At 65.0% G+C, this 21,422-nt stretch carries 17 protein-coding genes; 15 read left to right on the top strand and 2 right to left on the bottom strand.

Going from position 1 to position 21,422, the window contains the following annotated elements; translation table 11 throughout:
- The first annotated feature begins 14 nt into the window (after positions 1 to 14).
- The 3 genes from ACN9M1_RS11430 (at position 15) to ACN9M1_RS11420 (ending at position 6,340) form a co-directional block, all read left to right on the top strand.
- Complete coding sequence (locus tag ACN9M1_RS11430) at positions 15 to 1,793, top strand: autotransporter assembly complex protein TamA (protein WP_426394451.1); 1,779 nt, start codon at positions 15 to 17, stop codon at positions 1,791 to 1,793.
- A 2-nt stretch (positions 1,794 to 1,795) separates the two neighbouring features.
- Entirely contained in the window at positions 1,796 to 5,701 is a 3,906-nt protein-coding gene (locus ACN9M1_RS11425; protein ID WP_426394450.1) for a translocation/assembly module TamB domain-containing protein, read from the top strand.
- 96 nt (positions 5,702 to 5,797) lie between these two features.
- Positions 5,798 to 6,340, top strand: coding sequence for a hypothetical protein (locus ACN9M1_RS11420; protein ID WP_426398855.1), 543 nt, complete (start codon positions 5,798 to 5,800; stop codon positions 6,338 to 6,340).
- A gap of 85 nt (positions 6,341 to 6,425) precedes the next feature.
- Here the strand turns inward: ACN9M1_RS11420 and metG are convergent, their stop codons facing one another.
- Together metG and ACN9M1_RS11410 are read right to left on the bottom strand one after the other, a co-directional pair.
- The gene (gene metG / locus ACN9M1_RS11415) at positions 6,426 to 8,495 is read right to left on the bottom strand and encodes a methionine--tRNA ligase (protein ID WP_426394448.1); all 2,070 of its coding nucleotides are present in this window, start codon (positions 8,493 to 8,495) and stop codon (positions 6,426 to 6,428) included.
- Between the two features lie 292 nt (positions 8,496 to 8,787).
- Positions 8,788 to 9,417, bottom strand: coding sequence for an OmpA family protein (locus ACN9M1_RS11410; RefSeq protein ID WP_426394446.1), 630 nt, complete (start codon positions 9,415 to 9,417; stop codon positions 8,788 to 8,790).
- Between the two features lie 210 nt (positions 9,418 to 9,627).
- Here ACN9M1_RS11410 and apbC point away from each other — a divergent pair, with 210 nt between their 5' ends.
- The 12 genes from apbC (at position 9,628) to ACN9M1_RS11350 (ending at position 21,392) form a co-directional block, all read left to right on the top strand.
- Positions 9,628 to 10,716 carry an iron-sulfur cluster carrier protein ApbC gene (gene apbC / locus ACN9M1_RS11405; protein ID WP_426398854.1) on the top strand — a complete coding sequence of 363 codons (1,089 nt, stop codon included), beginning with the start codon at positions 9,628 to 9,630 and terminating at the stop codon, positions 10,714 to 10,716.
- 3 nt (positions 10,717 to 10,719) lie between these two features.
- Positions 10,720 to 11,244 (top strand): DUF3305 domain-containing protein, encoded by a 525-nt coding sequence (locus ACN9M1_RS11400; protein WP_426394445.1) that lies wholly within the window; start codon positions 10,720 to 10,722, stop codon positions 11,242 to 11,244.
- An 11-nt stretch (positions 11,245 to 11,255) separates the two neighbouring features.
- Positions 11,256 to 11,810, top strand: a complete 555-nt coding sequence (locus ACN9M1_RS11395) for a DUF3306 domain-containing protein (protein WP_426394443.1) — start codon at positions 11,256 to 11,258, stop codon at positions 11,808 to 11,810.
- 82 nt (positions 11,811 to 11,892) lie between these two features.
- Positions 11,893 to 14,052 (top strand): 4Fe-4S binding protein, encoded by a 2,160-nt coding sequence (locus tag ACN9M1_RS11390; protein ID WP_426394442.1) that lies wholly within the window; start codon positions 11,893 to 11,895, stop codon positions 14,050 to 14,052.
- A gap of 14 nt (positions 14,053 to 14,066) precedes the next feature.
- Entirely contained in the window at positions 14,067 to 14,738 is a 672-nt protein-coding gene (locus ACN9M1_RS11385; protein WP_426394441.1) for a TorD/DmsD family molecular chaperone, read from the top strand.
- 235 nt (positions 14,739 to 14,973) lie between these two features.
- On the top strand, positions 14,974 to 15,243 hold the full coding sequence (locus ACN9M1_RS11380) for a ubiquinol-cytochrome c reductase iron-sulfur subunit N-terminal domain-containing protein (RefSeq protein ID WP_426394439.1): 270 nt from the start codon (positions 14,974 to 14,976) through the stop codon (positions 15,241 to 15,243).
- A 60-nt stretch (positions 15,244 to 15,303) separates the two neighbouring features.
- Complete coding sequence (locus ACN9M1_RS11375) at positions 15,304 to 18,300, top strand: molybdopterin-dependent oxidoreductase (RefSeq protein ID WP_426394438.1); 2,997 nt, start codon at positions 15,304 to 15,306, stop codon at positions 18,298 to 18,300.
- A gap of 18 nt (positions 18,301 to 18,318) precedes the next feature.
- Complete coding sequence (gene fdh3B / locus ACN9M1_RS11370; protein WP_426394436.1) at positions 18,319 to 19,005, top strand: formate dehydrogenase FDH3 subunit beta; 687 nt, start codon at positions 18,319 to 18,321, stop codon at positions 19,003 to 19,005.
- Positions 19,002 to 19,247: a hypothetical protein gene (locus ACN9M1_RS11365; protein WP_426394434.1), complete on the top strand. Its 246-nt coding sequence runs from the start codon at positions 19,002 to 19,004 to the stop codon at positions 19,245 to 19,247. The genes fdh3B and ACN9M1_RS11365 overlap by 4 nt, the downstream gene beginning before the upstream one ends.
- A 31-nt stretch (positions 19,248 to 19,278) precedes the next feature.
- Positions 19,279 to 20,436, top strand: coding sequence for a formate dehydrogenase subunit gamma (locus ACN9M1_RS11360; RefSeq protein WP_426394432.1), 1,158 nt, complete (start codon positions 19,279 to 19,281; stop codon positions 20,434 to 20,436).
- Positions 20,437 to 20,461: 25 nt separating this feature from the next.
- On the top strand, positions 20,462 to 20,761 hold the full coding sequence (locus ACN9M1_RS11355) for a hypothetical protein (RefSeq protein WP_426394431.1): 300 nt from the start codon (positions 20,462 to 20,464) through the stop codon (positions 20,759 to 20,761).
- A 79-nt stretch (positions 20,762 to 20,840) separates the two neighbouring features.
- Positions 20,841 to 21,392, top strand: coding sequence for a superoxide dismutase family protein (locus ACN9M1_RS11350; RefSeq protein WP_426394429.1), 552 nt, complete (start codon positions 20,841 to 20,843; stop codon positions 21,390 to 21,392).
- Positions 21,393 to 21,422: the final 30 nt, after the last annotated feature.

Raw genomic sequence — 21,422 nt, 5'->3', positions numbered from 1 at the left:
CCACGCTTGCCACGATGATTGGCCCCCAGCGACCATCGCGACCGTCACGTTTTCCCCGTTCCGTCTTGCATGCGGCCACACTCGCTGCCGGCTGCGCGCTGGCGCTCGTCTGCGCGCCGGCGAGCGCGGAGTATGACGTCAAGATCGAGGCGCCCAAGGCCATCCGCGACTTGCTGGAGCGCCATCTTGATCTGTCGCGCTACAAAGACCGCAAGGACATCACCGAAGATCAGCTCCAGTACATGGTCGAAACGATTGGCGACCAGGTCACCAAGCTGACAGCGACCGAGGGCTACTTTGTGCCCAAGGCCACCGCGAAAATCGAAGGCCCGCCGGACCACCATGTGATCAACGTGAAGGTCGAGCCCGGCCCGCGCACCACCATCGATAACGTGGCGCTGGACTTTACGGGCGCCATTACGCAAGACCCTAAGCGCATCGACGAACTGAAGAAAGCGTGGGGCCTTTCGCATGGCACGGCCTTCCGCCAGGCGGGCTGGGACAAGGCCAAGGACGACAGCCTGGCGGCGCTGCAGAGCAAACGCTATTACGCGGCCAAGCAGACGGATTCCCAGGCGCGTATCGACCCCGACGAGAGCAAGGCTGATCTCTCCGTTGCTTACGATAGCGGCCCGGCGTACACGCTGGGGCCGCTGGACGTGCAGGGTTTGTCGCGTTATCCGCGTGGCATCATCGACCATGTCAACCCGCTGCGCGTGGGCGAGGATTATTCCGCCGACCGGTTGCAGGCGTTGCAGGCGGCCATTCAGGGTCAGCCGTATTTCTCCAACGCGATTGTTGATCTGGGCGACGATCCGAAGACCCCGGTCAACGCACCGGTGCGCGTGCGCGTGCGGGAGTACCCGCCCAACCGCATCACCAGCGGCGTAGGTTATGGCACCGACACGGGTGCCTCGCTCGAAGGGCGTTATCAGTACCTGAACCTGTTCAACAAGGCCTGGGTGCTGGACACGCAGGCGCGTATCGAACAGCGCCGCCAATACCTGTTCAGCAGCGTGACCTTGCCGCCAGATGACAGGCAATACGTCAACAGCATCTACGGCAGCATGGACCGCACCGACACCTCGGGCACCGACACGCGCAGCTACCGCTCCGGCTTCAAACAGACGCGTGTGCGCGGCATCTATGAGACGTCGTTCACGGTCGACTTCTACTACGACGACTTGCGCCCCGACGGCGCCGAGCGTCAGTTGAGCAAGGCGCTGGTGCCCGGCTTTGCCTGGACCCGCCGCGATGTGGACGACCCGCTGTTCCCGCGCCGTGGCAACATCATCACCACGCAGATCGGAGCGGCGGTCAAGGGCGTGCTGACGGACCAATCGTTCGTGCGTTCGTACAGCCGCATTCGCCAGTTCGTGCCGGTGGGGCAGCGTGACATCTTTGTCGCGCGGGGCGAATTGGGTGCCGTCATCACGTCGGGCCCCGGTGATGGCGTGCCAGCCACGCTGCGCTTTCGTACGGGCGGTACGCAATCGGTGCGCGGCTACGACTTCCAGAGCATCGGTAACGATGTCAACGGCAGCACGTTGCCGGCCAAGTTTCTCGTCACTGGCGGGTTGGAATATCAGCGCTGGTTCCTGCCGCAGTGGGGCGCCGCCGTGTTTTGGGATACCGGCACGGCCACCGACAACTGGACGCAGCGCCGCTGGTTCAACGGTGTCGGCGCTGGCGTGCGCTGGAAAAGCCCCGTGGGGCCGATCCAGGTGGATCTGGCCTATGGCATCCAGCAGAAGCAGTTCCGGCCGAGCGTATCGCTGGGCATCGCGTTCTGAGCATGACGATGACCGACTCGCAAACGCCAGATCCCAAGCAGCCCGAAGCACCACGTCCCACGCAGCGCTGGGGCCGCCGCACGCTGCGGTGGTTCGGAGGCTTTGTCGCTCTTGTCCTGGTGATCGTGCTGGCACTGGCCGGCTGGCTCGTCTGGGCTATCCATTCTCAGATGGGCACGGCGCAGTTGTGGTCGCTTGCCACGCGTTTCGGTCACGCCTATGTGTCCGGCAAGCTGGAAGGCGGCACGGTGCGCGAGGGCTTGTCGCTGCGTGATCTGCACGTGCGCGCGGGCAGCACGGAAGTGCGTATCGACCATGTGGAAGGCCGCTGGGCCATCACGCGCGGCCCGTGGCATGCGCACTTCGCGTATCTGCGCGCCGGCAATGTCGACGTAATCCTGCATCCGACGCCTCCGTCGCCGCCGAGTGGCCCGCCGGACTCGCTGGTGCTGCCGCTGGCACTGGATGTGGATCGACTGGCCGTGGATCGGCTCGCCATCCGCGAGGGCGCATCCACCACTGAACTAAAGGCGATTGCCGGCAGCGTGCATACCGATGGCACGCACCACAACGTGCTGCTCGACGGCATGGAAACGCCCGCCGGCAAGTTGGCCGCGACGCTGCACATGACGGGCACGCGGCCGTATCCGCTCACCGGCGCAGCCACACTGGCCACGCAGTTTGAGGCGAATGGCCAGAAGCAGGATGCATCGGTGTCGGCGCAATTGTCGGGCTCGTTGGAAGCGCTGCATATCGATGCCACCGGTACGGGCGCCAAGCTGACCGCGCAGGCACAGATTGACGCCACGCCGTTCGGCGCGCTGCCGCTGTCGCGCGCCGTTGTATCGGCGGAGCACGTGAATCCGCGTGCGTTTGCACCGGGTGCGCCCGAAGCGTCGCTGTCCATCCACGCGGATCTGCGTCCGGACGACAAGGCCAAGACGCTGACGGTGGCGGGCCCCATCCAGATCGATAACGCGCAGCCTGGCACGCTCGGCAAGCAGAAGCTGCCGCTCCAGTCTCTGCGCGCGCAAGTGCGGTTGAATGAAGACGATCAGCAGCTCACCGGGCTGGACGTGCGCCTGCTCGGCGGTGCGCAGCTGAGCGGCAGCGCGGACGTCAAGAAGGGCCACGGCACGTTGCGTGTCGATGTGCGCCAGCTGGATCTGCAAGCACTGCATGCCTCGCTGGAGAAGACGAAGCTCGCCGGCCCCATCACCGTGGATTTTGCGGGCGGCACCCAGCACGTGGCGCTCGATCTGGCCGGCGGCGATATGCGCGCACAGGCGGAAGCGGTGCTCGATGCGACGCAGGTGGCGGTGGAGAGCGCGCAGGTGTCGCTCGGCCGCTCGCGGCTGACGTTGGCCGGCATGCTCAAGCATGACGACGCGCAGTCGTTCGCCTTCAAGGGCAATCTGGCGGAGTTCGACCCGTCGCGGCTGGCGAAGGTGGCCAAGGGCCGCATCAATGCAGAGTTTGATGCGCGCGGCACGCTGGCGGAGCCCGTTGATGCGGCCATCAAGTTTGCCGTACGCGACAGCGATTACGCCGGTCTGCCCATGACCGGCGACGGCAATGTCCACCTGCTTGGTGAACGCCTGTTGCCCAGCGATGCCAAGCTGGATGTGGCCGGCAACAAGGCCAGTCTGCGTGGCAGCTTCGGCGCGGCGGGCGATCGCTTGCATGTCGAGGTCGATGCGCCGCAGCTTGCGCGCCTGCAGCTTGGCGTGAGCGGGGCACTCAGCCTGTCCGGCGATGTGTCCGGCACGATCAAGCGGCCGCAGGTGGATGCTACGTTCCGCGCCAACCAGCTCGCCTATCAGGGCAACAAGATCGAACTGGCAAATGGCCGTGCGCAAATGCGCGATGGCATCGACGGCCCGTTGCAGTTCGAACTGACCGCGCAACGCGTGACGGGGCCGAGCCTGTCGCTGCGCGAGGTGCACGCCACGCTGGACGGTACGCGACGCGCCCACCGCTTCCGTGCCGATGCCGACGGCAATGTGCGCAACCAGCCGTTCAAGTTCGCGCTGGCAGGCGACGGTGCCCTCACGTCCGGGAACGGCGGCGATGCGTGGGACGGCACGATCTCGACCCTGTCCGCGCAAGGCGCGCCCAATCTGCAATTGAAGGCGCCGGTGCGGGTGTCGGTGGCGCCCGGTCGTCTGGTGGTTGGCCGCACGGACCTGACGCTGGATCAGACACCCATCCACATCGAACGGGTCGAATCGAACCAGGGCCACCTGCGTAGCGCCGGCCGGTTCGACGGTTTGCAGATCTCGCGCGTGCTGGAGCTGGTGCGCACGTGGACGGGCCAGTCACCGCCTGTGCGCACGGATCTCGTCATCGACGGTCAGTGGGATCTTGACCTCGGCAGCACGGCGACCGGCACCGTCCACATTGCGCGGCGCAGCGGCGATCTGTCGATCAACGCCGGGCGCGGCTTTACTCCACTGGGGCTAACCGAAGCCACGGTGGACGTGCGCGGCGAAGGCATGCGCCTGGCGCTGCGCGGCACCGTGCAATCTACGCGCGTAGGCAATGCCTATCTCGACGCGGGTATCGGATTGACGCGCGATGCCGCACCGGGCGCGTTGGCGTTGACATCGCCGGCCTCGCCACTGAGCGGCGGGTTGACGATCAGCCTGCCGCACCTCAAGGGCATTGGCGATCTGCTCGGGCCGGACGTGGCGACGGAAGGCCAACTTGCGGCGAGCTTGACCTTTGCTGGCACGGTGGGTGCGCCCAAGGTGAGCGGCTTCCTGACCGGTCAGGACATCGAAGTCGCGCTGTACGACCAGGGTATCCGCCTGACCGGCGGTCTTGTGCGCGTGGCGCTGGACCAGAACGTGGTCGACCTGCAGCAGGTGGTGTTCCACGGCGGAGAGGGCACCGTGCGGGCGCAGGGTCGTGTGCAGCTTGGCGAGGCGAATCCGAACCTGGCCGGCACCATCGTCGCGGACAAGCTCCAGCTGTTTGCTGATCCGGACCGCACGCTCGTACTGTCTGGCCAAGCGCGCATTGCCAACGACAACGACCGCGTGGCCATCACCGGCAAGTTCAAGGTGGACCGTGGCCTGTTCGATTTGCCCAAGGATGGCGCGCCAGCTCTGGGTGACGACGTGGTCATCGTCCGCCGTGCCGATGCTGCACGCAACCAGGCTGAACGTGGCGTCAAGCGCGAAGAAAAGCCCGCCGGCCGCTTCAGCCCGGTCGTCGATGTCGATGTGGATTTTGGCGACAACTTCCGCTTCAAGGGCGCCGGCGCAGACCTGTCGCTGGGCGGCCAGATGCACGTGCACAGCGAGCCGCTGGTGCCTCTGCGCGGCACCGGCACGATCTTCGTGCGCCAGGGCAGCACCTACGAAGCCTTCGGCCGCAAGTTGGCGATCGACCAAGGCGTGCTGAACTTCATCGGGCCGATCAACAACCCATCGTTCAATATCATCGCCATGCGCCGCAACCAGGAGGTCGAGGCCGGCGTGCAGGTGACCGGCACCGTGCGCCAGCCGCGCGTGAAGCTGGTCTCCGAGCCCAATGTGCCCGACGAAGACAAGCTTTCGTGGTTGATGTTCGGCTACAGCGCGTCGAATGCGGGCCTGGGCCAACAGCAGGCGATGTCCGGCGCGGCGCTGGGCCTGCTGGGTAACGTGGCGGGCAAGAACGTGGCGCGGCGCTTCGGGTTGGATGAATTCTCGATCGGTGCGTCCACCTCGGGCCTGACCGATCCGCAGGTGGTGAGCCTGGGCAAGGCGATTTCGGAAAGCATTTCGGTGGGCTATGAGCAGAGCCTGTCCACCGCCGATTCCATCGTCAAGCTGACGTGGCAGTTCTCGCGGCGGTGGTCGGTTGTCGCGCGCGGCGGCACGATCAACGGGGCGTCGGTGCTGTTCAACAAGCGTTGGTAATTGGGCTACCCGGCTGCCAGGATGGCGACGGATAGACGTTTCGAACGAGAGGGTTCCATGCCGCATCATCGTCAACTCGCACAAGTGGGAGTCACCGTGGGCATTCTGGCGTCATTGCTGGGGTTGTTCGGCTGCGATCAGCAGAAGGTCGATGAGGCCGTCGGCAAGGTTGGCGACGCGGCCAAGCGGGCGTGGCAATCGGCCAAGCCGGACAACCTGCTGTTCAAGGGCATCGTGGCCGGGCAATCGACCGAGGACGATGTGAAGGCCACCGCCGGCCAGCCCGAGATGATCTGGGAGAACGAAGGTGGCACACGACAGCTGGAGTATCCGCGCGGGCCGGAAGGGACTTCAACGTGGATGGTGACAATCGGCCCCGACGGTCGTGTACAGAAAATCGATCAGGTGCTGACTGCCGAGAACTTCGGCCGCGTGCGTGCTGGGCAGACCAAGGACGACATCCGCCGGATGCTGGGGAAGCCGGGCAAGGTCGAGGCATTCAAGCTGAAGCAGGAAGAGGTCTGGGGCTACAAGTGGATGGAAAGCCCGACCGAGAAGGCGTTCTTCAATGTCCACTTTGGGCCGGATGGCCGGGTAACGACGACGTCGCGTAGCGATAACCGGCTGAATGGAGCCTGACCGCGTACCGACCGCGTGATGCGTCAACAGACAAAGGCCAACCCCATGGGGTTGGCCTCGTTGCTTCTGGCGTGTGTTCAGCGCATCAACGCACGCGCATCCCCGGCACCGCTCCGGAATGCGGTTCAAGGATGTACAAGCCCGGCTGCGCCTTTTCATCCGCCGCCGAAGCCGCTAGCACCATCCCCTCCGACATCCCGAACTTCATCTTGCGCGGCGCGAGGTTGGCCACCATCACGGTCAGCTTGCCCACGAGGTCTTCCGGCGCATATGCGGATTGAATGCCCGAGAACACGTTGCGCGTCTGACCTTCACCCACATCCAGCGTGAGTTGCAGCAGCTTGTTCGAGCCCTCCACGCGCTGGCAGGCCACGATCTTGGCGACACGCAGGTCGATCTTCGCGAAGTCGTCGATGGTGATTGTCTCGGCCATCGGCTCGATCGCGGCAGCGCCGTTGGCGGCGGCGACGGGAGCATCGGCTGTGGCCTGCAGCGACTGACGATTCGCCTCAACCAGCGCATCCACCTGCTTCTTGTCCACGCGCGTCATCAGGTGCGAGTAAGGCTGGATCGGCTTGGCCGACGACAGTGCCGAATCAATCGCACGCCAGGTCAGCGGCTCGACGTTCAGGAAGGCTTCGATGCGCTCGACCGTGGTCGGCAGAATCGGCTTGAGGTACACGGCCAGCAGGCGGAAGGCCTCCAGCGCGATCGAGCACGCGGCGTGCAGCTTTTCGCGGTTGGCTTCGTCCTTGGCCAGGTCCCACGGCTTTTCCGTGTCGACGAAGGCGTTGACGGCATCGGCCAGTTCCATCACGGCACGCAGCGCCTTGCTGTATTCGCGCTTCTCGTACAGATCCGCAATCTGCGGGGCGGCTTCGCGCAGTTGCACCATCAGCGGATGGCCGAGCGCGGCGTCGTTCACGCGACCCTCGAAGCGCTTGACCAGGAAGCCCGCCGAGCGGCTGGCGATGTTGACGAACTTGCCAACCAGGTCGCTGTTCACGCGGGCGATGAAGTCGTCCAGGTTCAGGTCCAGATCTTCCATCGTCGCGTTCAGCTTGGCGGCGAAGTAGTAGCGCAGCCATTCCGGGTTCAGGCCCGTGTCGATGTAGCTTTGCGCGGTGATGAAGGTGCCGCGCGACTTGCTCATCTTGGCGCCGTCCACGGTCAGGAAGCCGTGCGCGAACACGTTGGTCGGCGTGCGGTGGCCCGAGAACTTGAGCATGGCCGGCCAGAACAGCGTGTGGAAGTACAGGATGTCCTTCCCGATGAAGTGGTACTGCTCGGTGGTGGAGTGTTCGTTGGTCCACGCATCGAAGTCGAGGCCAAGCTTGCCGCAGAGGTTCTTGAAGCTCGCGTAGTAGCCGACCGGTGCATCCAGCCACACATAGAAGTACTTGCCCGGCGCGCCCGGGATCTCGAAGCCGAAGTACGGCGCATCACGCGAGATGTCCCAGTCCGACAGCTTGGCTTCGCCATCGTCGCCCAGCCATTCGCGCATCTTGTTGGTGGCTTCCGGCTGGGCCAGGTCGGCGACCCATTCGCGCAGGAAGGTTTCGCAGCGCGGGTCCGACAGCTTGAAGAAGTAGTGTTCCGACGACTTGCGCACCGGCGTCGCGCCCGACACCACGGAGTATGGGTTCTTCAGGTCGGTCGGCTGGTAGGTCGCGCCGCACACTTCGCACGAGTCGCCGTACTGGTCTTTCGCGCCGCACTTCGGGCACTCGCCCTTGATGAAGCGGTCCGGCAGGAACATCTCCTTGACCGGGTCGAAGAATTGCTCGACCTCGCGCACGTCGATCAGGCCGTTTTCCTTGAGCTGGAGGTAAATGCGCTGCGACAGCTCCTTGTTCTCGTCAGAGTCGGTGCTGTAGTAGTTGTCGAAGGAGACGAGGAAGTTGTCGAAATCGCGCTTGTGCTCCGTCCAGACACGTTCAATGAGCTGGCGCGGGGTCAGGCCTTCCTTTTCTGCGCGCAGCATGACGGGCGTGCCGTGGGTGTCGTCGGCGCCCACGTAGTAGGTCTCATGCCCGCGCATGCGTTGGAAGCGCACCCAGATATCGGTCTGGATGTACTCGACCAAGTGGCCGATGTGTATCGGGCCATTGGCATAGGGCAGGGCGGAAGTGACGAGGATGCGACGTTCGGACATGGGCAGGCCAGAAAGGTGCGGGCGGGCCGCAAAACGAGGGCGGCGCGCGGAGAAACGCGTATTTTAGCGCGCCCGGCGGCGTGAGGCCGGTCACAAGTGAATGCCAGGGCGTGGCGGGCAGAACCCATGCGGCACGTTGCCGCACGTTTCGCGAGACAAAAAAAAGCGCCGGTCTGAGCCGGCGCAGCTTTCCACAACGGAAAAGGAGGAGAAATCAGGCGCCGCCCGGGAGGTCAGCCATGCATCGCGAGCCAGCAACGTATGGCAAGCGGCACCCGTTTTTTATGACTGGTCACCCCTGAATTGGTTTCAAATAAATTTCGACGCGGCGATTTTGTGCGCGGCCGGCCTCGGTGCCATTGTCGGCAACAGGCTGCGTCTGGCCGCGGCCCTCGGCGGAGAGGCGGTTGCGGGCGACGCCGCGGTCGGTCAGGTAGCTGGCCACGCTTTGGGCGCGCTTCTGCGACAAGGTCATGTTGTAATTCGGGTTGCCCGTGCTGTCCGTGTGGCCGACCACGTTGGCAGCCAGTTCCGGATGCTGCGTGAGCGTCTGCGCCACGCTATCCAGCGGACCACGGAATGACGGCTTGATCACCGCGCTATCGGTATCGAACGACACCTGGCTCGGGATGTTCAGCTTGAGCGAACCATCGGGCTGTTCGGTGATCTGCGTGCCGGTACCAGCCGTGTCGCCGCTCAGCTTTGACTTGATCGCGCCCCAGTTGTAGCCGGCCGCCGCGCCCGTGGCCGCGCCAATCGCACCGCCAATGGCTGCGCCCTTGCCGTTACCGACCAGCGCACCGATGCCGGCACCCACGGCCGCGCCGACGCCCGTGCCGATGGCGGTCTGGTTCTGCTGCTCGGTGGCGCAGCCGGCCGCCAACAGGGCGATGAGCGAGACGGAAATAAGCTTGGCTTTCATAATTTCTCCAAAATAACGGGTCGGTTCTTGTCTGGTTTGCCGATGGCCGGCGGCCTGACGGTTCTTGGGGGGAATCGGGCGAATGTCGCGCCGGCAAAATACAATAGCAAATCAGCACATAGAGTGGCGGATGCATTGCAAAGTTCACGCGGCGCCGCTGATGGGCCGTCCCCTGACCCGTAGTAGACGCATAGATTTCTGGAGCCAATGTTGAGCGTAACCATCGAACAGATCACCGAAGCCCTGCGCGGCGTGGTGGATCCCAATACCGAGCGCGACCTTGTGTCGTCCAAATCGGTGCGCAATATCCGGGTCGATGGCGGCGAGGTGTCGCTCGACGTGGAACTCGGCTACCCCGCCAAGAGCCAGTTCGAGCCGATCCGCAAGCTGGTGATCGGCGCCCTGCGCCAGGTGCAAGGTGTCGAAAATGTGAGCGTGCAGGTGTCGATGAAGATCGTCGCGCACGCGGTGCAGCGCGGCGTGCACCTGATGCCGAATGTGAAGAACATCATCGCCGTGGCGTCGGGCAAGGGTGGCGTGGGCAAGTCGACCACCGCCGTGAACCTGGCGCTGGCGCTGGCCGCGGAAGGCGCCAACGTCGGCATTCTCGACGCCGACATCTACGGCCCGAGCCAGCCGATGATGCTGGGCATCCAGGGCCAGCCCGAGTCGGCCGACGGCAAGACGATGGAGCCGATGGAAGGCCACGGCATCCAGGCCAACTCGATCGGTTTCCTGATCGAGCAGGACAACCCGATGGTCTGGCGCGGCCCGATGGTCACCTCCGCGCTGGAGCAACTGCTCAAGCAGACCAACTGGCGCGACCTAGACTACCTCATCGTCGACATGCCGCCGGGCACGGGCGATATCCAACTCACGCTGTCGCAGAAGGTGCCCGTGACGGGCGCGGTGATCGTCACCACGCCGCAGGATATCGCGCTGCTCGACGCCAAGAAGGGCCTGAAGATGTTCGAGAAGGTGGGCATTCCCATCATCGGCGTGGTTGAGAACATGGCGGTGTACTGCTGCCCGAACTGCGGCCATACGGAGCACATCTTCGGCGCGGGCGGCGGCCAAAAGATGTGCGAACAGTACGGCGTGCCGTTCCTGGGCAGCCTGCCGCTGAATCTCTCCATCCGCGAGCAGGCCGATTCGGGCCGCCCGACCGTGGTGGCCGACCCGGACGGTGCGATTGCCGGTGTCTACAAGCAGATTGCGCGCCGCGTTGCCATTGCCGTCGCCGAGAAGGCGAAGGACATGACGAGCAAGTTCCCGTCGATCGTCGTGCAGAACACGTAAGCCATGGACACCAACACCACCGAGCCGCTGCCGACCGAGCGCCCGTCCGTACGGATGGCGGTGGTGTTGTGCCGCAGGCCGACGGCCAACCGCTGGCAGCCGTTCCAGTGGCGGCTGGAGGCGGTGGTGCCGGATCTGGGCGAATACGGCAGCGCACCGCGCTGTCTCGATCGCTCGGACACTGAAGAGCGCTGGCTCACGCCCGGTTTCGACGTCACGCTGTTCCGCGACGAGGCCGAGGGCTACTACCTGAACGTGACCTCTGCCGCGCCCTGCTGGTTTGTGCTCTGGCGATTGGGCGAGGCCGGCACGGCTGACGAGGGCAGGGCGATTCCGCATACGGTTTCGCTTAGCTACAACGAGGCCGGCCGCTGGCTCGACGGCGGCGAGACGGTCGAAAACGTGCCCTTGGACGCCGCCGCACTCGAGTGGCTGCAGGCGTACGTGGCCGAGAACTACCGGCCCGAGCCGAAGAAACGGCGCCGGCCCGAGTCGTTCCTGCCGCCGGAAGAGCGCGCGAAGTTCTGAGCGAGGCTGCCGTGAGCGACGAATCTTTCCTCTCGCGCTGGTCGCGCCGCAAGTCGGCGGAACGGCGCGGCGAGCCTGAGCCGGAGGCGCCGCCGCCTGTCGAAGTCGCGCCGGTTGCCGCGCCCGAGCTTGCGCCGTCCGAACCTGTAGCCGAGGCGCCTCCGCCGCTCACGCTGGAAGATACCGCCAAGCTGACGCCTGCCGACGATTTCTCCCCATTTGTCGCGCAAGGCGTGGACGAGACCGTCAAGCGTGCCGCACTCAAGAAGCTCTTCGCCGACCCGCATTTCAATGTGATGGACGGGCTCGATACGTATATCGACGATTACTCCCAGCCCGACCCGATTCCCCCCGACATGCTGCGCGAGCTGCGCCATGCGGCGAGTTTGCGGCTGTTCGAACCGTTGGATGAAGATGTGGCGGAAAGGGCGGCTTTCGAACCCGACACCGAGGCAGCACCTACCGGGGCAGGCGAGACGCCGCCCGAGTCCGCCGAGCCGCCCGTGGTCGATGACACCGCCCAGGCAACCCCGCATGGCGGCCCTAAGCCGCCGTCCGTAGAATAACTAAGAGGACCGCGCGGCTACGAGCCGGGCGGCCGTGTCCCCACAGCCCGTGCGACAGACGCGGGTGCTTACGCAAGATTCCATGCCCACGCTGGTCTGCAGTTGCAATCACACCATGCCGCTTGATGCCGATGCATTGAGCGACGCCCTGCGTGCGTCCGACGCCGCCATCGACGTGCCGGGCAAGACGCACCATCTGCTCTGCCGCCGCGAGATCGGCGCCTTTACCCAGGCGCTGGACGGCACGGAAGACGTCATCGTCGCCTGCACGCAAGAGAAGGCGCTGTTTGCTGAGGTGGCCGCGCAGCAGGAGGGCGTGACCGCGCCGATCCACTTCGTCAATGTGCGCGAGACGGGCGGTTGGTCGGCGGGTGCCAAGCGGGATGCGCGCGGTTTCCATGCCAAGACGGCGGCGCTGCTGGCCGTGGCAGGGCTCCCAGCGCCGGAGCCGGTGCCGGTGGTGGACTACCGCTCCGATGGCAACTTGCTGATCGTCGGCCCGGCCGAGCGCGTGATGCCGTGGGCCGAACGTCTGGCCGGCCAACTGAGCGTGACTGTGCTCGCCACCGGCCGTGATCGCGCCATCGGGCCGCTGTCGGTGCCCATGGAACGCCGCTGGCCCGTCCACGCCGGCGAACTGGCGGAGGTGAAGGGCTGGCTCGGCGCGTTCGAGGTGCAGTGGCGCAACAGCAATCCGATCGACCTGGACCGCTGCACGCACTGCAACGCCTGCATCGATGTGTGCCCCGAAGACGCCATCGACGCGCTCTATCAGATCGACCTGGACCGTTGCCGCGACCACCGCGCCTGCGTGAAAGCCTGCGGCGAAGCGATGGCCATCGACTTTGGCCGCGTGGATGTGCCTCAGACGCTGTCCGGCCAGTTCGACTTGATCTTTGATCTGAACGACACACCCGTCTTCCCGCAGCACCAGCCGCCGCAGGGCTACTTCCACGCCGGTGCGAACGCCGGCAAGCAGTTGACTGCCTCATTGGCGCTGCTGCAGATGGTGGGTGAGTTCGAGAAGCCCAAGTTCTTCCAGTACAAGGAATCGATCTGCGCGCACGGGCGCAATGGCCAGGTGGGCTGCGATGCGTGCGTGCAGGTGTGCTCGGCGTCGGCGATCTCGTCGCAGTGGAAGGACGGGCGCGGCAGCGTGCAGGTCACGCCCAATCTGTGCGTGGGCTGCGGCGCGTGCACGACGGCGTGTCCGACGGGTGCCATCACCTATGCCTACCCGAGCGCGCCGTACCAGGGGCGCAAGCTCAAGACGTTGCTGAATACGTATGCGTCGGCGGGCGGGCGTGATGCCGTGGTCCTGCTGCACAACGGGGAGCGCGGTCGTGCGTTGATCGAGCAACTGGGCCACGCCGCGCGCATCGGCAAGGCGCAGGGCGTGCCGGTGAATGTGCTGCCGGTCGAGATATTTCACGCCGCATCAACGGGTCTGGACTTGTGGCTTTCGGCACTTGCATATGGGGCCGCGCGCATCGCCATCCTGCTCACCGAAGACGACGCGCCACAGTACCGCGCCATGCTCGCCGAGCAGGTGGCCGTGGCGCAGGCGGTGCTTGAGGGGCTTGGCGAGCCAGCGGATTCGCCGGCCGTGGTGCTGATCGATGCGGCCGATGCCGCTGGGCTGGACGCTCGCCTGAATGCCGCCGATGTGTCGGGCCCGCTGCGCGGTTTCCGCCGCGACATGCCGACTGCGACCTTCGCGGTGGCGGCGGCCAAGCGGGAGACGCTGGATTTCGCGCTGGATCATCTCGCGCGTCACGCCAAGGTCGCCGAAGCCGTCATCCCGCTACCGGCCGGCGCGCCGTTTGGCGCCATCACTGTGAATCGCGAACGCTGCACGCTCTGCATGGCCTGCGTAGGCGCATGCCCCTCGCAGGCGTTGCGCGACCAGGCTGAGCGGCCCGTGCTGTCCATGATCGAGCGCAATTGCGTCCAATGCGGCCTGTGCGAAACCACGTGCCCGGAAGATGCCATCGCCCTGGTGCCGCGTTTGAATCTATCTGAGCAAGCGCGTCAGCCCGTCACGCTCAACGAAACGCAGCCGTTTCACTGCGTGCGCTGCAACAAGCCGTTTGGGACCGCACAGATGGTGACCACGATGCTGGCCAAGCTCGGTGGGCACCCGGCGTTCTTCGGCGCCGCGGCCGAGCGCCTGAAGATGTGCGGCGACTGTCGCGTGATCGACATGATGGAGCGCGGCGAACGCCCCGGCTCCACACACTGAACCGAACGAACCCGATGACCGACGCCCAGCCTTTGCAGTTTCAGCCCGCCGCCACGCCTGCCGACAGCGCCGAGGATCTCGCCCGTGCCGATCTGTACGGCCTGCTGGCGACGCTGTTCTTCCACGCGGCGGACGCCGATTTGCTGCAGCGCATTGCCGCCGCCCCGCAAGACCCGGCGGGCGACGCGGACGCTGACCCAGCCGATGCGCAGGCCGCCGCCAGTAGCGCTCTCACCCAGGCCTGGCGTCGCCTGGTCGCCCGCGCCGGCCAGACCACGGCGGAACAAGCCGACGACGAGTACACCGAACTCTTCATCGGCGTCGGCAAGCCCGAAGTCTTCCTGTACGGCTCGTACTACCAAGCCGGCTTCCTGAACGAGAAGCCGCTCGTGACACTGCGCGACGACTTGCGCCGCTACGGCCTTGAACGCGCCGAGGGCATCACCGAAACCGAAGACCACCTCGCCACGCTGTGCGAGGTCATGCGCTACCTCATCGCCGGGGATGACACTGCCGTCGCCCACACTCAAGAGCAGCGCGCCTTCTTCCAGCGCCATCTGGCGCCCTGGGTCGACACCGCGTGCGATGCTGTATTGCAGCATCCGCGCGCCCGGTTTTATGCCGACGTGGCGGGTTTGGCGAAAGCCTTCTTTGAAGTCGAGCGGCTCGCGCTCGAACTGGCGTGACGGTACGTCAGACGATTGCCTAAGAAATAAGCACTCGCTCAAGAACGAGACCCCGCCCGCGTCACCACGGGGTGGGGCAACTTGTGTCGATTGAAAAAATTCATCGGCAAATCGTCAGGAAAACCCGGGGGTGAGGGTGTTTCGGCATGGTTTTCCCCTGCCGTTACTTCTAAAATGTGTCGAATATTTCCTATTACATTCGGTCATCGGTTTGACTGAGCCGGGGAGCATCGACATGCCCAATCCGAACGCCGCGAACACCGCGAACGCCGTCCCTCACGCCCAACTCCAGTCGGAATCCGCTGAGTCCGCCCCCACGCGCCGCCGCTTCCTGATGGGCGCTGCGGTGGCGGCTGCGGCAGCCGGCACGGCCGCTACGGCAAGCCATCTGGCGCAGACGCCAGCCGCTTCCGTGGTGCCGCAGGCCGAGCCCGCCGACGATGGCGCCACCGGCTACCGCCTGACCGAACACATTCGCAAGTACTACAAGACGACGTGGATCTGACGCGGCTGCCCACGCAGCCGTGCTCGCCATCTCACGCACCCCACATCTTCAGGTGACCCCATGCTTCTGACCCGCAAACCGGCGGTACAGGACACGAAAGCCACATCGGCCCGCCGCCAGAGCGCGTCGTCGCTGGCCGGTAGTCTGGCGCGCAGCCTGGCCGGCACTGTGCCGACCATGGATCGCCGGACCTTCCTCAAGCGCTCCGGCATTGGCGTCGGCGCAGGGCTGGCAGCTACGCAGCTCTCCCTGGTGAAGAAATCCGTCGTGGGTGAGGCGCAGGCCGCCGAGGGCAAAGGCGACATCGTTGTACGCCGCACGGTGTGCTCGCACTGCTCTGTCGGCTGCTCGGTGGATGCCGTGGTGCAGAACGGCGTGTGGGTGCGCCAGGAACCGGTGTTCGATTCCCCCATCAACATGGGGGCGCACTGTGCCAAGGGCGCTGCCCTGCGGGAACACGGCCACGGCGAATATCGCCTCAAGACGCCGATGAAACTCGTCGACGGCCGCTACCAGCGCATCAGCTGGGAGCAGGCGCTCAACGAGATCGTTGCCAAGATGAAGACGATCCGTCAGGAGACCGGGCCGGATTCGTTCTTCTTCGTCGGCTCGTCCAAGCACAGCAACGAGCAGGCGTACCTGCTGCGCAAGTGGGTGTCGTTCTTCGGCACCAACAATTGCGACCACCAGGCGCGCATCTGCCACAGCACCACCGTGGCCGGCGTGGCCAACACGTGGGGCTACGGCGCGATGACGAATTCGTACAACGACATGCAGAACGCCAAGTGCGCGTTGTACATCGGCTCGAACGCGGCGGAAGCGCACCCGGTGTCGATGCTGCATCTGCTGCATGCCAAGGAAACCGGCTGCAAGGTCATCGTGGTCGACCCGCGTTACACGCGCACGGCGGCCAAGTCTGACGAATACGTGCGCATCCGCTCGGGCACCGACATCGCGTTCCTGTTCGGCGTGCTGTACCACATCTTCAAGAACGGCTGGGAAGACAAGCAGTACATCCACGACCGCGTCTACGGCATGGACAAGGTGCGCGAGGAAGTGCTCGCCAAGTGGACGCCGGACAAGGTCGAAGAGGTGTGCGGCGTGCCCGAGGCACAGGTGCACAAGGTCGCCGAGATGATGGCGATGAACCGCCCGAGCACGCTGGTGTGGTGCATGGGCCAGACGCAGCACACCATCGGCAACGCCATCGTGCGTGCGTCGTGCATCGTGCAACTGGCGCTGGGCAACATCGGCAAGTCTGGCGGTGGCGCCAACATCTTCCGCGGCCACGACAACGTGCAGGGCGCGACGGACGTTGGCCCGAACCCCGATTCGCTGCCGGGCTATTACGGTCTGGCCACCGGCGCGTGGAAGCATTTCGCCAAGGTGTGGGACGTTGATTACGACTGGATCAAGGGCCGCTTCGCCTCGCAGGCGATGATGGAAAAATCCGGCACCACCGTCTCGCGCTGGGCCGATGCGGTGCTCGAAAAGAATGACCTGATCGACCAGGACAACAACGTCCGCGCCGTCTTCTACTGGGGCCACGCACCGAATTCGCAGACGCGCGGGATGGACATGAAGCGCGCGCTCGACAAACTCGACTTGTTGGTGGTGGTGGACCCGTATCCGTCGGCCACGGCTGCGATGGCCAACATGCCCGCCGCTGACGGCACCCCGCCGAATCCGAATCGCGCCGTCTACCTGTTGCCAGCCGCCACGCAGTTCGAAACGTCGGGCTCGTGCACGGCGTCCAACCGCTCGCTGCAATGGCGCGAGAAGGTGATTGAGCCGCTGTTCGAATCGCAGCCCGACCACGTCATCATGCAAGCCTTTGCCGATCGCCTCGGCTTCGGCAACGAGTTGAGCAAGGGTTGCAAGATCACTGAATACAAGCGCGCCGGCATGACCTGGCGCGAGCCGGAGATCGAATCGATCCTGCGCGAGATCAACCGCGGCAACTGGACCATCGGCTACACCGGCCAATCGCCAGAACGCCTGAAGGCCCACATGCGCAACATGCACTTGTTTGATGTGCGCACGCTGCGCTGCAAGGGTGGCAAGGACCCGGAAACCGGCTACGACCTCACCGGGGACTATTTCGGCCTGCCGTGGCCGTGCTACGGCACGCCGGAGTTGAAGCACCCCGGCTCGCCCAACCTGTACGACACCAGCAAGCACGTGATGGAAGGTGGCGGGAACTTCCGCGCCAACTTTGGCGTGGAGCGCGACGGCGTGAGCCTGCTGGCTGAAGATGGATCGCATTCGCTGGGCGCGGATCTGACCACCGGCTACCCCGAGTTCGACCACGTCTTCCTTAAGAAACTCGGCTGGTGGGATGACCTGACCGACGCGGAGAAGAAGGCCGCCGAAGGCAAGAACTGGAAGACTGATCTGTCCGGCGGTATCCAGCGCGTGGCGATGAAGCACGGTTGCCATCCGTTCGGCAATGCCAAGGCGCGCGCCATCGTGTGGAACTTCCCCGACGGGATTCCCCAGCACCGCGAGCCACTGTATTCCACGCGGCCTGACATGGTCGCCAAGTACCCCACGCACGACGACAAGAAGGCCTTCTGGCGCCTGCCCACGCTGTACAAGACGGTGCAGCAGCGCAATATCGAGAACAAGGTCTACGAGAAATTCCCGATCATCCTGACCTCTGGCCGCCTTGTGGAGTACGAGGGCGGTGGTGAGGAAACGCGCTCCAACCCGTGGCTGGCCGAGCTGCAGCAGGAGAACTTCGTCGAGATCAACCCGAAGGCTGCATCGGACCGGGGCATCCGCCACAACGACTTCGTCTGGGTCAAGACGCCGACCGGCGCCCAGATCAAGGTGCGCGCGCTGGTGACGGAGCGCGTGGGTGTCGACCACGCCTTCATCCCGTTCCACTTCTCGGGCTGGTGGCAGGGCAAGGACCTGCTCGACTACTACCCGGAAGGCGCCCACCCGATCGTGCGCGGCGAGGCCGTCAACACGGCCACCACCTACGGCTACGACGCGGTGACGATGATGCAGGAAACGAAAACGACGGTCTGCCAGATCGAGCGGTTCGCTTAAAGGAACGGGGAGATCAACATGGCACGCATGAAATTCATCTGTGACAGCGAGCGCTGCATCGAATGCAACGCCTGCGCCACGGCCTGCAAGAACGAGAACGAGGTGCCCTGGGGCGTGAACCGGCGCCGCGTGGTCACCATCAACGACGGCATGATCGGCGCAGAGAAATCCATCTCCGTGGCGTGCATGCACTGCTCGGATGCGCCGTGCATGGCGGTCTGCCCGGTCGATTGCTTCTACCGCACCGAAGACGGCGTGGTGCTGCATGACAAGGACGTCTGCATCGGCTGCGGTTACTGCTCGTATGCGTGCCCGTTCGGCGCGCCGCAGTTCCCGAGCCAGGGCACCTTCGGCGTGCGCGGCAAGATGGACAAGTGCACGTTCTGCTCCGGCGGCCCCGAGAAGAATGGCAGCGAAGAGGAGTTCGAGAAATACGGCCGCAACCGTCTTGCCGAAGGCAAGCTGCCGCTGTGCGCGGAAATGTGCTCGACCAAGGCGCTGCTCGGCGGCGATGGCGATGTGATTTCCGACATTTTGCGTAACCGCGTGATGAAGCGGGGGAAGGGCGCGGAGTTGTTCGGGTGGGGCACGGCGTATGGTGGTGCGGGCGGTGCGCAGGGCAAGGGTGGCCAGGCAGCGCCGGCTACACCCGCGGCGCCTGGTGCACCTTCGGCGCCTGCTTCGACTCCGGGAGCGCAGTCATGAGCCCGCGCACAATTTCGACCAGCTTGTTGATCGCCCTGGGCGCCGTGTTGTTGCTCGGCGCTTGTGGTGAGCGTTCGCAAACTGCAATGGCCTCGCACCGCAAAGACGACACGCCGGCTTACAAGGGCGCAGAGGGCGACCCGTTCATGGCGAAGAACTGGACTCCCGGTGACCGCACGAGCTGGCAGAACCAGATCCGCGCACGCGGCCAGTACCAGAACGAGTACAACAAGACGCCGTGACGCCATGACACGTACGAGCGGAGGTTCGTCCATGAGCGCTTCCTGGAAACACGTTGTGATGGCGGCGCTGCTTGGTGGCGCGGCCATGCTCGCCAGCGCGCAGCAGCCGGCCAGCGCACCAGCCACCAAGGCGCAGCCCGTCAATCCGGCTGTGCAGCCGGCGCAGCCGTTCTCCAACATCGTCTCGGAGAATGTGTTTGACGTGCAGAAGCGCGACCTCGCCAAGGAGGCGCAGGACCAGAAGGCGCGCCGCGTCGGGCAACCGGGCAACAACGCGCCCGTCTGGCGCGAGGTCAATTCCGACCAAGCCCATTACGCCAGCATCCCCGGTCTGGAAGCCGGCGTGCTGATCCAGCGCACCGGCCAGAAATGGCGTCTGTTCCGCAACGGCGTCATTACCGTGTGGGGCGGCTGGCTGGTGGTGCTCGTGCCGCTGGCCATCCTCGGCTTCTTCCTGTGGAAGGGCCCGATCCGCCTGAAGGAGGCGCCCACCGGCCGCAAGATCGAACGCTTCACCCCCACCGAGCGCTACGTGCACTGGACCATGGCGATCTCGTTCGTCACGCTGGGCGTGTCGGGCATCGCCATGCTGTGGGGCAAGCATTTTCTGCTACCGCTGATGGGTCATCAGTTGTTCGGCTGGCTGACGTATGTGCTGAAGAATCTGCACAACCTCGTCGGGCCGCTGTTCACGGTCAGCATCATCGTGGCGTTTGTGATGTGGGTGCGGGACAACCTTCCGCGTGCCATCGACCTGCAATGGCTTCTCAAAGGGGGCGGTCTGTTGGGTGGCGCGCATGAGCCGCCATCCCACCGGTTCAACGCCGGCGAGAAGCTGTGGTTCTGGGGCGGTCTCGTCCTCTTTGGGCTGATCCTGTCGGCGTCGGGCTGGGTGCTGGATCGCATCGTTCCAGGCGTGGATTACTACCGCAGCACGATGCAACTGGCTGAGATCATCCACGCGATTGCGGCGGTGGGCATGATCTGCATGGCGCTGGGCCATATCTACATGGGCACGATCGGCATGGAAGGCGCCTACCGCGCCATGCGCGAGGGCTACGTCGATGAGGCCTGGGCCAAGGAGCACCACGAACTCTGGTACGACGATATCCAGGCCGGCAAGATTCCGGCCCAGCGCTCTCAGCCGCCCGCACCCCGCACCCCCAGTGAACAACCTGCCAAGCCCTGACGTCATGGATTCAAGGAACCTCACCATGCATGCACTTGCGATGACGCGCGCCGCGGGTATGACGCTTGCTGCCGCATTGACCCTGACGAGCGGGCTGGCGATGGCCAAACTGCCGGCACCGACCCCCGAGCAACAAGCCCAGGCCGACCTGACCAAGGCCAAGGCTGCCTGGAGCGACAAGGTGGCCGCATACCAGTTGTGCAAAGCGCAGGACAAGGCTGCGGCCGCCTACCAAGCGGGCGGTAAAGGCGCGCATACGCAACCAAGTGCGCAGTGCGTGGATCCAGGCCCGTTCGCGGCGCCGGCACCGGCCGCGAAAGGCTGAGCTGGTGCTGATGTTGCGCATTCATCATCCGGCAGTACAATCGTCCGCTCCCCGAGTGAACCCTGACTGGAGGTGATACATGAAGCAACTTGCGATTGGACTCGCCGTGATCGGCCTGATGGCCGGCTGCGCATCGAATACCACGTCGACGGCCAAGGCGGCTAGCGCAGGCGACGGGGCCATGGCGGCTTCGGCCGTGCTGGCACCCAAGAGCGGCAGCACCGTGCAAGGCAGCGTGAAGCTCGTGCAGCAAGGCGACAATCGGGTTGCCATGGCGGTGGACATTTCCGGCTTGCCCGCCAACGGCATGTTCGGTTTCCACGTGCACGAGAAGGGCGACTGCTCCTCGGCTGACGCCATGAGCGCAGGCGGCCACTTCAATCCGACCAGCCAACAGCATGGTGACCCGCGCGCTGGTGCGCACCACGCTGGCGATATCCCGATGCTGCAATCCGACGCCAACGGCAAAGCCGTCGGCTCGATCGTTCTTTCCGGCGTGACGCTGTCGCCTGGGCCCACCAGCCTGGTCGGTCATGCGCTCGTCGTCCACGCTGGCAAGGACGACTACGTCACCCAGCCCACCGGCAATTCCGGCGGGCGCGTCGCCTGTGGCGTGATCGTGGCGAACTGATCGTCCGCACGCAGTACCTGCCCCGACCGA

The sequence above is a fragment of the Ralstonia sp. R-29 genome (assembly GCF_049913345.1).
Lineage (GTDB): Bacteria > Pseudomonadota > Gammaproteobacteria > Burkholderiales > Burkholderiaceae > Ralstonia.
Note: the sequence above shows the minus strand (reverse complement) of the source record. Positions and strands in the feature narration are given on the sequence as shown.

What these genes read in the sequence shown, in the direction of transcription:
- metG (WP_426394448.1), bottom strand. Translation starts at nt 8,495, where the DNA reads ATGTCCGAACGTCGCATCCTCGTCACTTCCGCCCTGCCCTATGCCAAT.
- ACN9M1_RS11425 (WP_426394450.1), top strand. Translation starts at nt 1,796, where the DNA reads ATGACGATGACCGACTCGCAAACGCCAGATCCCAAGCAGCCCGAAGCA.
- ACN9M1_RS11400 (WP_426394445.1), top strand. Translation starts at nt 10,720, where the DNA reads ATGGACACCAACACCACCGAGCCGCTGCCGACCGAGCGCCCGTCCGTA.
- ACN9M1_RS11430 (WP_426394451.1), top strand. Translation starts at nt 15, where the DNA reads ATGATTGGCCCCCAGCGACCATCGCGACCGTCACGTTTTCCCCGTTCC.
- ACN9M1_RS11410 (WP_426394446.1), bottom strand. Translation starts at nt 9,417, where the DNA reads ATGAAAGCCAAGCTTATTTCCGTCTCGCTCATCGCCCTGTTGGCGGCC.
- ACN9M1_RS11385 (WP_426394441.1), top strand. Translation starts at nt 14,067, where the DNA reads ATGACCGACGCCCAGCCTTTGCAGTTTCAGCCCGCCGCCACGCCTGCC.
- ACN9M1_RS11375 (WP_426394438.1), top strand. Translation starts at nt 15,304, where the DNA reads ATGCTTCTGACCCGCAAACCGGCGGTACAGGACACGAAAGCCACATCG.
- ACN9M1_RS11390 (WP_426394442.1), top strand. Translation starts at nt 11,893, where the DNA reads ATGCCCACGCTGGTCTGCAGTTGCAATCACACCATGCCGCTTGATGCC.
- ACN9M1_RS11380 (WP_426394439.1), top strand. Translation starts at nt 14,974, where the DNA reads ATGCCCAATCCGAACGCCGCGAACACCGCGAACGCCGTCCCTCACGCC.
- ACN9M1_RS11365 (WP_426394434.1), top strand. Translation starts at nt 19,002, where the DNA reads ATGAGCCCGCGCACAATTTCGACCAGCTTGTTGATCGCCCTGGGCGCC.
- ACN9M1_RS11360 (WP_426394432.1), top strand. Translation starts at nt 19,279, where the DNA reads ATGAGCGCTTCCTGGAAACACGTTGTGATGGCGGCGCTGCTTGGTGGC.
- ACN9M1_RS11350 (WP_426394429.1), top strand. Translation starts at nt 20,841, where the DNA reads ATGAAGCAACTTGCGATTGGACTCGCCGTGATCGGCCTGATGGCCGGC.
- ACN9M1_RS11355 (WP_426394431.1), top strand. Translation starts at nt 20,462, where the DNA reads ATGCATGCACTTGCGATGACGCGCGCCGCGGGTATGACGCTTGCTGCC.
- fdh3B (WP_426394436.1), top strand. Translation starts at nt 18,319, where the DNA reads ATGGCACGCATGAAATTCATCTGTGACAGCGAGCGCTGCATCGAATGC.